The organism is Streptomyces sp. NPDC107575, assembly GCF_055657265.1.
On sequence record NZ_JBVKBG010000003.1, the window covers coordinates 87,649 to 99,551 of the forward strand.

The 11,903-nt window shown below is 71.8% G+C and carries 12 protein-coding genes; 6 read left to right on the forward strand and 6 right to left on the reverse strand.

Going from position 1 to position 11,903, the window contains the following annotated elements; translation table 11 throughout:
• Positions 1 to 19 precede the first annotated feature (19 nt).
• From ACZ7L4_RS13630 to ACZ7L4_RS13650, 5 genes are all read right to left on the reverse strand, one after another.
• Positions 20 to 1,129 carry an aminotransferase class V-fold PLP-dependent enzyme gene (locus ACZ7L4_RS13630; RefSeq protein ID WP_472102173.1) on the reverse strand — a complete coding sequence of 370 codons (1,110 nt, stop codon included), beginning with the start codon at positions 1,127 to 1,129 and terminating at the stop codon, positions 20 to 22.
• An 83-nt stretch (positions 1,130 to 1,212) separates the two neighbouring features.
• Positions 1,213 to 1,929: a DsbA family oxidoreductase gene (locus ACZ7L4_RS13635; RefSeq protein ID WP_472102175.1), complete on the reverse strand. Its 717-nt coding sequence runs from the start codon at positions 1,927 to 1,929 to the stop codon at positions 1,213 to 1,215.
• Between the two features lie 74 nt (positions 1,930 to 2,003).
• Complete coding sequence (locus ACZ7L4_RS13640; RefSeq protein WP_472102177.1) at positions 2,004 to 2,477, reverse strand: GNAT family N-acetyltransferase; 474 nt, start codon at positions 2,475 to 2,477, stop codon at positions 2,004 to 2,006.
• A gap of 1,132 nt (positions 2,478 to 3,609) precedes the next feature.
• On the reverse strand, positions 3,610 to 4,218 hold the full coding sequence (locus tag ACZ7L4_RS13645; RefSeq protein WP_472102179.1) for a DUF1349 domain-containing protein: 609 nt from the start codon (positions 4,216 to 4,218) through the stop codon (positions 3,610 to 3,612).
• Positions 4,219 to 4,263: 45 nt separating this feature from the next.
• Positions 4,264 to 5,796, reverse strand: a complete 1,533-nt coding sequence (locus ACZ7L4_RS13650) for an aldehyde dehydrogenase (NADP(+)) (RefSeq protein WP_472102181.1) — start codon at positions 5,794 to 5,796, stop codon at positions 4,264 to 4,266.
• 131 nt (positions 5,797 to 5,927) lie between these two features.
• Between ACZ7L4_RS13650 and ACZ7L4_RS13655 the strand changes: the two genes are divergently transcribed.
• From ACZ7L4_RS13655 to ACZ7L4_RS13675, 5 genes are all read left to right on the forward strand, one after another.
• Entirely contained in the window at positions 5,928 to 6,710 is a 783-nt protein-coding gene (locus ACZ7L4_RS13655; protein WP_450818179.1) for an IclR family transcriptional regulator, read from the forward strand.
• A 163-nt stretch (positions 6,711 to 6,873) separates the two neighbouring features.
• On the forward strand, positions 6,874 to 8,334 hold the full coding sequence (locus ACZ7L4_RS13660; protein WP_472102183.1) for a peptidoglycan D,D-transpeptidase FtsI family protein: 1,461 nt from the start codon (positions 6,874 to 6,876) through the stop codon (positions 8,332 to 8,334).
• Positions 8,335 to 8,458: 124 nt separating this feature from the next.
• Entirely contained in the window at positions 8,459 to 9,046 is a 588-nt protein-coding gene (locus ACZ7L4_RS13665; protein WP_472102185.1) for a SigE family RNA polymerase sigma factor, read from the forward strand.
• A complete protein-coding gene (locus ACZ7L4_RS13670) occupies positions 9,043 to 9,678 on the forward strand; it encodes a hypothetical protein (protein ID WP_472102187.1) in 636 nt (211 codons plus the stop codon). Before ACZ7L4_RS13665 ends, ACZ7L4_RS13670 begins: the two co-directional genes overlap by 4 nt.
• A 47-nt stretch (positions 9,679 to 9,725) precedes the next feature.
• The gene (locus tag ACZ7L4_RS13675) at positions 9,726 to 10,553 is read left to right on the forward strand and encodes a pectate lyase (protein ID WP_472102189.1); all 828 of its coding nucleotides are present in this window, start codon (positions 9,726 to 9,728) and stop codon (positions 10,551 to 10,553) included.
• A gap of 62 nt (positions 10,554 to 10,615) precedes the next feature.
• On the opposite strand, the gene ACZ7L4_RS13680 is transcribed toward ACZ7L4_RS13675, so the two are convergent.
• On the reverse strand, positions 10,616 to 11,410 hold the full coding sequence (locus ACZ7L4_RS13680) for an HAD family acid phosphatase (protein WP_472102191.1): 795 nt from the start codon (positions 11,408 to 11,410) through the stop codon (positions 10,616 to 10,618).
• A gap of 249 nt (positions 11,411 to 11,659) precedes the next feature.
• Here ACZ7L4_RS13680 and ACZ7L4_RS13685 point away from each other — a divergent pair, with 249 nt between their 5' ends.
• The gene (locus ACZ7L4_RS13685) at positions 11,660 to 11,890 is read left to right on the forward strand and encodes a hypothetical protein (protein ID WP_426885852.1); all 231 of its coding nucleotides are present in this window, start codon (positions 11,660 to 11,662) and stop codon (positions 11,888 to 11,890) included.
• Positions 11,891 to 11,903: the final 13 nt, after the last annotated feature.

An 11,903-nucleotide genomic window follows, 5' to 3' on the forward strand; every position in this document is an offset into this window, starting at 1 on the left:
GCCAGGGGGCGGCAGGACTTCAGGCGGAGAGTGCGTCGAGGAGGCGGTCGACGTCGGCGGGCGTGTTGTAGAGGTGGAAGGAGGCCCGCAGGTTGCCCGCCCTGTTGGAGACTTCGATGCCTGCGCGCTGCAACTGCGGCTGCCGCACGCCGAGTTCGGGGACCGAGACGATCGGGGAGCCGGGCGAGGGCACCGGCTCGTGCCCGAGACGCGCGAGGCCGGCGCGGAACCGGTCCGCGAGTGCCAGATCGTGGGCGTGGATCGCCTCCGGGCCCAACTCCTCGATCACGGCGAGGGATTGGCGGGCGCCGGTGTACGCGACGAGGCTCTGGGTCTCGTCGAAGCGGCGGGCGGAGCGGGCGGGTTCGGTGACGGGTCCGTAGCAGCTGTCCCAGGGGTTCTCCCCCGAGACCCAGCCGCCGAAGACGGGCGCGAGCGCGTCGAAGCCCTCGGTGTCGGCCGGGCCGACGAAGAAGACGGCGCCGCGCGGGCAGGTCAGCCACTTGAAGGCGACGGACGCCAGACAGTCGGCGTCGGCCGCGTGCGCGGCGACCGGGTACCAGCCGGACGCCTGCGAGACGTCGACGTAGAGCCGGGCGCCGTGCGCACGCGTGGCGGCGCGCAGCGCGGGCACGTCGGCGATCCGGCCGTCGGCCGACTGGGCCGCGCTCACCGCGACGAGCGCGGTGCCCGGGCGTACGGCGTCGGGCAGCGCGTCGAGCGGTACGGCGCGGACCTTGAGGTCGCCCCGTACGTGGAAAGGGTTGACGGTCGAGCTGAAGTCGCCCTCCGCCGTGAGGACTTCGGCCCCCGCGGGCAGGGACGCGGCGATGAGACCGCTGTAGACGGCGACGGAGCCGCCGGTCGCGACGCGGCTCACCGGGACGCCGGCGATCCGCGCGAACGCGGCGCGCGCCTCCTCGACGTCGGCGAAGAGCGAGTCGGGGGAACGGCCCTCGGCCATGTCGACGATCGCGGACCGCATCGCGTCCGCGGCGCGCGCCGGGAGCAGCCCGGAACTCGCGGTGTTCAGGTAGGTGGTGGCGGGGGCGTACTGCGCGCGGACCAGCTCCGCGTCGAGGGCCTTGGCGGCCGTGGCCGGGGCCTGGTGCTCACCGGAAGTCTCCATGGCACCCACTGTGCCGCGCCGCCAACTACCCGTCCATTGCGAATATTTACCGAGTACGCCTAAGCAACCCTTATGCGTGCAGGTCAAGCCTGCGGGACCGCGCAGCCGTCGGGGCCGCAGGCGTCGCCGCCGTCCGCGCTGTCGATGACGGTGAGCGGGGAGCGGTCGGCCCACGCCTGGGTCAGCGCCTGCGTGAACACCTCGGCGGGCTGGGCGCCGGAGACGCCGAACTTGCGGTCGAGGACGAAGAACGGCACGCCGTTCGCGCCGAGCTCGGCGGCCTCGCGCTCGTCGGCGCGCACCGCGTCCGCGTACGCCTCGGGGTCGGCGAGCATCGCCCGGACCTCCGCCTCGTCGAGTCCTGCCTCGACGGCGAGCCGCACGACGTTCTCGGTGTCGCCGAAGACGGAGTCCTGCTCGGCGAAGTTGCCCCGGTACAGGGCGTCGATCATCCGGTCCTGCACGCCCTTGTCCATGGCGAGGTGGAGCAGCCGGTGCAGGTCGAAGCTGTTGCCGAAGTCGCGGCCCTCGGTGAGGTAGGGCAGGCCGAGGGCGCCGGCCTGCTGGCCGAGGCCCTGCTCGTTGGCGGCGGCCTGGGCCTCGCTGATGCCGTACTTCTTGGCGATGTACGGGACGACGAGGCCGGTCTCCCCCGGCTTGGCGTTCGGGTCGAGCTCGAAGGACCGGTGCACGACCTCTACGTCGTCCTTGTGCGCGAACCCGTCGAGCGCCTCCTCGAAGCGGGCCTTGCCGATGTAGCAGAACGGGCAGTTGATGTCGGTCCAGATCTCGACGCGCATGGGGTTCTCTCGCTTCGGTGTCGTACGGGGCAGGGGGTGCCCTGCGCTCCGCTACAACCGGACGGGGCCTCCGGTCATTCCCCGCCGGTGGTGAGGCGCATCCGGCGGTGCGAGCTCCCGCCGCCCTCCGGGCCCTCGTCGACCCAGCCGTGGCGGGCGTAGAAGGTCTGGGCGCGGGTGTTCTCCCCGTGCACGATGAGGTGGACCTCGGCGACGCCGTCGACCCGCCACTGCTCGACGCAGGCGGCGTGCAGTTCCGTGCCGATGCCGCGGTTCCAGTGGTCGGGGTCGACCTGGAACTGGTAGAGCACGGAGGCGTCGGCCGGGGCCCCGTCGGGGCGCCGGAAGGAGGCGAGCCCGACGACGGCGCCGTCCCTGACGCAGACGAGTACGTGCCCGTGCGGCCGGGCTATGGCCACCTCCCACCGCTCGACCCACGCGCCCGGATCCCCGTCGTCCGGGAGCCCCTCCCGGTAGTACGTGGCACGGGCCCTGCGGTGCAGGGCGGCGAGAACGGGGGCGTCGGCGGGGACGGCGGTACGGATCATGCCCCTGATGACGCGGTTCGACGCCGTCGGGGTTTCGCCGGGGGTGGTCGGGCGGCGTGATTTGTGCGGGTGGGTGGGGTGGTGGGGGCGGGGAGGTGGTGTGACGGGGGGGGCGTGCGCCCGGCCTGTAGTGGAGTGGGCGGGCACACGGGCCCGGGTGGAGGCAATGCCTGACGGGGGCCGGGGGGCGGTCCTACGTCCGCGGTGGCCAATTGCCCGGCGGGGTGGGGCGGCGGCAACGGTCGGCCCGCGGTACCGGCCGTTGCGGCCGACCCACGGCACCGTGCGGGCCGTACCGATCGGCCGTGCACGCCGTCCGCGCTCAGCTCCGTTCCTCGCCCACCTCCCACCCACCCGCCCCCTCCGGGGGCTCCGGTCGGAGCCCCCGGTGCCCGGCCGTCCCGGCCGAAGCCCAAACGGTTCCCGGACCGCTCCCCGCGCTTCGGGCACCTACGGCAAGGGCCGTCGACGACCGGGGTCGGGCACCTCGCGGGCCGAGCGGGGCGAGCCGGGGGCGGTTGCGAGGCAGGTGGTCAGGTGTGCCGGGTCGCCCCGGCTCCGAGCGACCTGGCCGGGTGACGCGGCCACATCTGACACCCGGCCTCGCGAGGCCGGAACCACGACCGCATCAAGCGGACACCCACACCGGGCGACGGGCCGGAGGCATCGGGGCGGCCCCGGGCCGGCGCGGCCCCGATGGCTCCAGCGGACGGGCACGCCGGGCGACAACCGGAACGGTTCGCCCGGGGGCGTCGCCGACCTGGAACGGGGGCCGCGCCACGCTCCGGCCCGAAGCACTCCGGGCCGAGGCCCCCGGAGGGGGCGGGTGGGTGGGAAGTGGGCTCAGGCGCCGAGGCGAGGCGAGCCGCAGTGCGGACCGGGCTCGTCTCGCCCGGGACGAACCGCACCCGGGCCCAAGCTCCCGGCTGAGGTGGAAAGTGAGCCAGGAACGGAAACCGGGCCGAGGCAATCCGGGCCGAAGCCCCCGGAGGGGGCGGGAGGGTGGGAGGTGGGCCAGGCACGGAGGCTGTGCGCCGGGCCCCGTCGCGGGCCGAGCAGGCCAGGCCACGGGCTACGTGAGAGCAAACCCCGGCCCCCGCCACGAACCACGTCCCCCCGGCGGAGCCGCCCGTTACGAGCCGTCCCGCAAGCCCTTCGGCCACGTCGACCGGTGTTCGATGTGGTCGTAGGTGACGACGCAGCCCTCGCCCACCGGGGACTGCGCCAGGAAGCCGACCAGGGCCGACGACGCGGACTTCTCGTCGCCGAGGGAGAAGATGCGGATGAAGGTCCACCGCGAACCGTCGGTCGACGCGTGGAAGGCGAACGCCGAGCCCGTGCGGCTGACGCGGAGCCACACCGAGGAGCCCGGCACCACGAACGCGTTCGCGTCGTCGGAGTGACCGCGGGTGACGACCGTACAGATCGTGGGCTCGTCCGGGGACCGCTCGAAGCAGAGCTTCGCCCACTCCCGGTCGCCCACGTGAACGTAGAGGACCCCCGCGTCGAAGGCCGCCTCGAAGCCGACCGTCACACGGGCGATCAGCTGGAAGTCACCGTCGGGGGCCCCGAGGAGCCGCGGCGCGTCCGACGCCGGTTCCAGCGAGGAACCGGTCGGCGGCACGAACCGGTCCTGGCGCGGCCCCGCCCACCCGGTGAGCACCCCGTCCTCGTACGACCAGTGGCCGTCGGGTCCGTATGTGCGCAACGGGAAGGGCAGGGGCGGTATTTCGAGATCCATGCCGCCAGTCTGGCAGGGGCCCGCAGGTCCGCGGGCCCCGTCCGGTCAGTTCTCCAGGCGGCCGTTGAAGCGGCGCGGCAGCCCCAGCGGGTTGTCGTCGCGCAGCTCCTGCGGGAGGAGCGCCTCGGGCGTCGTCTGGTACGAGACCGGGCGCAGCCAGCGCTCGATCGCGGTGCCGCCCACCGACGTGGACGTCGATGTCGTCGCCGGGTACGGCCCGCCGTGGTGCTGGGCGGGCGCGACCGCGACACCGGTCGGCCAGCCGTTGACGAGGACGCGGCCCGCGATGGGCGTCAGCTCGGCGAGGATCTCGGCGCCGCGCCCCTCGCCGACGGCCTCGCCCGAGGACAGCTGGACCGTCGCCGTGAGGTTGCCGGGGAGGCGGTTGAGTACCGCCGTGATCTCGTCGGCCGTCTCGTAGCGGGCGACGACCGTCACCGGGCCGAAGCACTCCTCCAGGAGCAGGTCGTGCGCGCCGCCCTCGGTCGCGAGCCGACCGGCCGGAACCGTGAGGAAGCCGGGCGCCACCGTGTGCTCGCTGCCCGCGCCGGGCGTCACCGGCGCCTCCACGTCGGGAAGCTCGGCCCGCGCGGCGACACCGGCGACGAAGTTGTCGCGCATGCGGTGGTCGAGCAGCACGCCGGAGGCGGTGTCGCTGACGGCGGCCGTCAGCGACTTGACGAGCGTGTCGCCCGCCTCGCCCTTCGGCGCGAAGACGAGACCCGGCTTCACGCAGAACTGGCCGACGCCCAGCGTCATGGAACCGGCGAGCCCCGTGCCGATCTGGTCGGCGCGCTCGGCGGCCGCGGCCTCGGTGATGACGACCGGGTTCAGCGAGCCCAGCTCGCCGTGGAACGGGATCGGCACCGGACGCGCGGCGGCGGCGTCGAAGAGCGCGCGCCCGCCGCGTACGGAACCGGTGAAGCCGGCCGCGGCCACCAGCGGGTGCTTGACCAGCTCGACGCCCGCCTCGAAGCCGTGCACGAGACCGAGCACGCCCTCCGGGATGCTGTGCTCCGCGGCGGCCCGCCGGATGGTGGCGGCGACCAGCTCGGAGGTGGCCGGGTGGTCGGGGTGCGCCTTGACGACGACCGGGCAGCCGGCCGCGAGCGCGCTCGACGTGTCGCCGCCGGGCACGGAGAAGGCGAACGGGAAGTTCGAGGCCGCGTAGACCGCGACGACGCCCAGCGGAATCTTGTAGCGGCGCAGGTCCGGGATGGGCGGCGTCGCCGTGTCGTCGGGGTGGTCGATGACGACGCCGAGGAAGGCGCCCTCGTCGACGATGTCCGCGAACTTCCTCAACTGGAAGCAGCTGCGGGCGAGTTCACCGGTGAGCCGGACCGGGCCGAGCGCGGTCTCCGCGTCCGCCGCCTCGACGAGGTGGTCCTTGGCCTCTTCCAGGCGGTCGGCCGCGGTGCGCAGGAACGCGGCGCGGACGGTGCGGTCGGCGAGGGCGGCGCGGGCGTCCTGCGCGGCGCGGACCGCCTCGTCCACTTCCTGCGCCGTGGCCTCGTCCGCGACCTGCTCCCGCTGCTTCCCGGTTCGGGGGTCGACACTCCAGACTGGTGTTGCTGCCACGGCACATTCCTCCAGCTTTTCTCGCCGCGCACCAGGGTGAGCGACGAGGATCGTTCGATATACTGAACGCTGTCTCTGATGATGAACTACTCACCGAGACTATTTCTCGTCGAACGAAGGGGTCAAGGGCGATGTCGGCAGACGAGACGGGGGCCGCGGCAGGCGGCGGGCAGGTGAAGTCCGCGGTGCGGACCGTGGAGTTGCTCGAGTACTTCGCGGGCCGCCCCGGGATGCACTCCCTGGCCGCGGTGCAGGAGGCCGTCGGGTACCCGAAGTCCAGCCTGTACATGCTGCTGCGCACGCTCGTGGACCTCGGCTGGGTGGAGACGGACGCGACCGGCACGCGGTACGGCATCGGGGTGCGCGCCCTCCTCGTCGGCACCTCGTACATCGACGGCGACGAGGTCGTGGCGGCCGCCCGCCCCACCCTCGACCGGCTCTCCGACGACACGACGGAGACCATCCACCTGGCCCGGCTCGACGGCACGAACGTCGTCTACCTCGCCACCCGGCAGTCGCAGCACTATCTGCGCCCCTTCACCCGCGTCGGCCGCCGGCTGCCCGCCCACTCCACGTCGCTCGGCAAGGCGCTGCTCGCCACCCACACCGACGAGCAGGTGCGCAAGCTGCTCCCGGAGACGCTGCCCTCGCTGACCGAGCACACGATCACGGACCGCGAGAAGCTCATCGAGGAACTGCACCAGATCCGGGAGCAGGGCTTCGCGGTCGACCGCGAGGAGAACACGCTGGGGCTGCGCTGCTTCGGCGTGGCGATCCCGTACCGCACCCCGGCCCGCGACGCGATCTCCTGCTCGGTCCCGGTGGCCCGCCTCACGCCCGCGCACGAGCAGATGGTCAAGGACGCCCTGTTCGACGCGCGGGACCGGTTGACCTTGGCAACGCGCAGGCTCTGACGATCAAGCCGGGCAAATCAAGCCCGCCTTTCGTACGAGAGCCCGCGGGGTCCGGGGCAGAGCCCCGCGACCGCAACACCGGCGCCGGGCACCACATGAACGTACGGTGAGAAATCGCACCACCAGGAACGAATCGCGCCGATCCGCTCGTCTTCCGTACGCGATGAACAAGACGATCAGGCGCGCCTCCGTCTTTACGCTGCTCCTCGTGTTCGCCCTGCTGGTCAGGGCGACCTGGGTGCAGTTCTACGACGGCCAGGCCCTCGCCAACAGCGACGACAACCGGCGGAAGACCATCTCGCAGTACGCGAATCCGCTCGGCGACATCATCGTGGGCGGAAAGGCGGTGACCGGCTCGACGAAGACGGGCGAAGACAGCGACCTGAAGTACAAGCGGACCTACACCGACGGTTCGCTGTACTCGGCGGTGACCGGCTTCACCTCGCAGGTGTACGGCGCCACGCAGCTGGAGGGGATCTATCAGAGCGTGCTCGACGGCACCGACACGCAGCTGAAGAGCCCCCTGGACACGCTCACGGGCAAGAGCAGCGACCCCGGTGACGTGGTCACGACGATCGACCCGGGGGTGCAGAAGGCCGCGTACAGCGCGCTCGGCGACAAGAAGGGCGCCGCCGTCGCGATCGACCCGGACACGGGCAGGATCCTCGGCATGGTGTCGACGCCGTCCTTCGACCCGTCGAAGATCAGCGGCTCCGGTTCCGAGGACGCCGCGGCGTGGCAGAAGCTCTCCAAGGACAAGGAGGCGCCGACCGTGAACCGGGCGCTCAAGCAGGCGCTGCCGCCCGGCTCGACGTTCAAGCTGGTGGTCGCGGCCGCGGCCCTGGAAGACGGCCTGTACTCGTCGATCGACGAGAAGACCCAGTCGCCGAACCCGTACAAGCTCCCCGGCACCAGCACGTACCTGAAGAACGAGAGCGCCTCAGCGCCCTGCGAGAACGCCACGCTGCGCACGGCGCTGCAGTACTCCTGCAACAACGTCTTCGGCAAGGTCGCCGCCGACCTGGGCAAGGACAAGGTCCGGGCGACGGCCGAGAAGTTCGGCTTCAACGACGCCAAGACGGATGTGCCGGTGCGGGCCGGGGTGAGCAAGTACCCGTCGAAGATGGACGACGCGCAGACGGCCCTGTCCGGCATCGGCCAGTTCGACGTGACGGCGACGCCGCTGCAGATCGCGATGGTCTCCGCGACGATCGCGAACGGCGGCGAGCAGGCGTCCCCGCACATGGTGTCGCAGGTGACGGACGCCGACGGCGACGCGGTCAAGGAGTTCGCGGACGACGACAGCACCCGGGTGATCAGCGAGCGGACCGCCACGCAGTTGCAGTCCGCGATGGAGACCGTCGTCTCGGAGGGCACCGGCACGAACGCGCGGGTCGACGGCGCGACGGTCGGCGGCAAGACGGGCACGGCGCAGCACGGCGAGAACAACAGCCAGACCCCGTACGCCTGGTTCACCTCGTACGCGAAGGACGACTCGTCCGGCAAGAAGGTCGCGGTGTCGGTGCTCGTGGAGCAGTCCGACGCCGCCCGCTCCGAGGTCAGCGGCAACGGCCTGGCGGCGCCGATCGCCAAGGCGATGATGGCGGCGGCACTCAAGAACTGACGCCTCCTCAACCACAGTTCCACCGAAGGGTGTCCGGTATCACGGACACCCTTCGGTGCGTCGTACACAACGCTGGTACGCTCACGCCTCCCCCATCGGGCCGCCACTGTGAGGGAGGGATCGCGTGAGCACGGTCGTGGACGCCGGGGACGATTCCGCTTCTGCCGAGTTCCATGCCTTCTTCGAACGGCACCACCGCGAACTCGCGCGCCTCGCCCACCTGTTGACGGGCGAGGCGGACGCCGCGGACGATCTCGCGGCGGACGCCCTGCTCGCGCTCTGGCACCGCTGGGACCGGGTGCGGGACGCCGAGCACCCGGTGGCGTACGCGCGCGGCGTCGTCGCCAATCTCGCGCGCACCCGGATCCGCAGCGCGGTGCGCGAGCGGCGGCGTGTGGCGCTCTTCTGGTCCGGCCGGCAGGACCGCACGGACGGGCCCGACGTTCCGGCGGTCGTCGACGTGCAGGGCGCGCTGCGTGAACTCCCGTTCCGCAAGCGGGCCTGCGTGGTGCTGCGGCACGCCTTCGACCTGTCGGAGAAGGACACCGCGCTCACGCTCGGCGTCTCGGTCGGTACGGTGAAGAGCCAGACCTCGAAGGGCATGGCCGAGCTGGAACGGCGGCTGGGGCACGGCGGTTCGGGCGAGCCCGCGTCCGGGCGCGTACGCTCGGTCGGCGCCGCACTCGACGCCACGGAAGGGGGGCGCGGATGAGCGAGGAGGACGTGCGGCAGCGGCTGCGCGAGGCCGCCGACGCGCACCGCCCCGACCGCGCGCGGATGCTCGCCCGTGTCGAGCGCGGGCTGCACGAGCCGGAGCGGCGGCCCGCGGTGGGCTGGGTACGGGTCGCCGCGCTGACGGCGGGCGCCGCGGGGGCGCTCGCGGTGGGCGGCTTCGCGGTCGGCTCGGCGCTGCGCACCGATCCGGGGCCGCAGCAGCGGCAGGTCGCGGTGTCGCCCACGGCCGACCCGCTGTGGGCCGACGGTTCGGTGGACCCGGGGTCCAACGCGTACTGGGCGCAGTCCAACGTCACGTTCAGGACAAAGACCGAACTGGCCTCGCTGACCGTCGAGTTGCGGGTGGCGCAGACCGGGAAGGTCAACAGCACGGGGCACTGGCGCTCACTGCCCGCCACTGACTTCAAGGAGTACGTGAGCGAGCGGGACGGGTTCCTCGTGTACCGGTGGGTGCTGAGGCCGGGGCGGACGGTGCCGGTGGGGCAACACGTGTTCGCCGGGCAGTACAACCACGCGGAGGGCGGCCGGGACGCGGGCGCCGACTCCTATGCGGTCACCGGGCGGACCACTGGAGGCCAACGGGCCTTTGTGGACGGGGATTTCGCATAAAGAAGAAGCGGCGGCAACCCTTCCCCCGTCAGTGACCACTGAAGGGCATGACCAACACATCGCGACACACTCATCGCCGCCGCACCACCCGCCGCAGAGCCCTGCTCGGTGGGCTCGGGGCGCTCACGCTGACCGGGGGCGCGCTCATGGCGAGCGGCATGCTCGGGACGGCGGGGGCCGCGTCCGCCTGGCCGACGGCCACCGGCACCAAGGCCGTCAGCAGCTCGATCTCCGTCTCGGGCACGTACGACGGCGGGCTCAAGCGGTTCTACGGCTCCGGGGACCTCGGCGGCGACGGACAGGAAGAGGGGCAGGACCCGATCTTCAACCTGAAGGACGGCGCCACCCTCAAGAACGTGATCATCGGCTCCCCCGCCGCCGACGGCGTGCACTGCGCGGGCAGTTGCACGCTGCAGAACGTGTGGTGGGAGGACGTCGGCGAGGACGCGGCGACCTTCAAGGGCAAGTCGACGTCGTCCGTCTACACGGTGTACGGCGGCGGCGCGAAGAAGGCCGACGACAAGGTGTTCCAGTTCAACGGCGCGGGCAAGCTCGTCGTCACCAAGTTCCAGGTCTCCGACTTCGGCAAGCTGGTCCGCTCCTGCGGCAACTGCTCGACGCAGTACAAGAACCGCACCATCACCATCAACGACGTCGACGTGACGGCGCCGGGCAAGTCGATCGTCGGCATCAACTCGAACTACGGGGACACGGCGGCCCTGCGCAACGTCCGCATCCACGGCGACAGCAGCAAGAAGATCAAGCCGTGCATCCGGTACGAGGGCAACGACACCGGCGACGAGCCCAAGGAGCTGGGCAGCGGCCCCGACGGCACGTACTGCCGGTACACGGCGTCCGACCTGTCCTACGACTGAACCGACAACGACCGTGGGGTGCGGCCGCGGCCGGGCGGCCGCACCCCACGGGCCCGTCGGCGTCAGTCCACGTAGTACGTCGGGTTCGGGAGCTTGTACGTCCTGTTCGCGTACCCGCCCTCCAGGTCCGAGTACTGGTCGCCGAAGTTGCCGACGATGTCGTAGCCACGGGACTCGATGTGCTTGCGCGTCGCCGACTTGTACTGCACCGTCGTGCAGTTCCAGGCGGCGGCCGTGGCGCAGCCGGCCAGGTACGCGGGCGGGTTCGCCTTGTCCTTGAGGAAGACGTGGTCCGCGTCGAGGTTGACGTCGATGCCGACCTTCTTCAGGTTCTCCACGGCGGCGGCGCGCTGCGTCTCGCCGAGCCCGGAGTTGTAGAAGACCTCGACGCCCTTGGACTCGGCGTACCGGATGAGCGCGGGCGTGCCGAAGACGGCGGGGCGGTTCGCCTTGCCCACGTACTCCTTCCAACTCGCGTCGTTGTAGACGTAGTTGGTCTTCTTCTCGTAGTCGAGGCTGAGCAGCAGCGTGTCGTCGATGTCGAAGACGATCGCGGGCCTGTCGCCCTTGCCGTGGTGCTGCCGGGCCGCCGCGGCGATCTGCCGCTTCGCGCCCTTCTCGATACGGGCGAGGTCATCGGCGTACGGGCTGTCGGGCGAGGCCTGCCAGACGCCGTCGGCGTCCTGCTTCGCGCCGTAGTAGGAGTCGATCTCCTTGGTGAGGAGGCCGATGTTGTGCGGCTCGGCCGTGGCCTTGTCGCCGGTGGAGCCCGCGTCGGCGGAGCCGGCGGTGACGACGCCGGCGAGTACGAGGGAAGCGACCGTCGCTGTGGCGGCGGCGAGATGGCGCTTGCGCATCGGTGACGTGATCCAATTCTGGCCGTGACGACTGCGGGAGCCGTCGAGGACGGGGGGATTCGTGCAGGTGGATGCATGTCTACGCGCATCACATGAGTCCCGCGACCGGCTTTACCCGATCGATACCCGACGCCGATATGGCCGCACCATTGCTCCTGCATGGCGCCTTGTTGACCGACCCTTGAAGGGGCCCCTTCTAGGGTCGGAGGAAGCGCTTCGACCCACAGAATGCAGGCCCCCACCGTGACCGTGACCCCGACGAGTCTTCTCCCCCTCGCCGCCGGCGACCGCGCCACATCGCCGGTCCTTCTCGGCTTCTTCGCCGTGGGCGGGGTCGTCGCCATATCGGCCGGTCTCAGCTGGGCGTTCGACCTTCGCGGCCTGGCACCCGTGGGCTACCTCCGTGTCCTCGGCGCGGCGCTGACCCTCGCGGGCCTGGTGCTGCTGTTCGTCACCTACGCCCTGTGGCACCTGGGCTGACGGACGGCGCGGC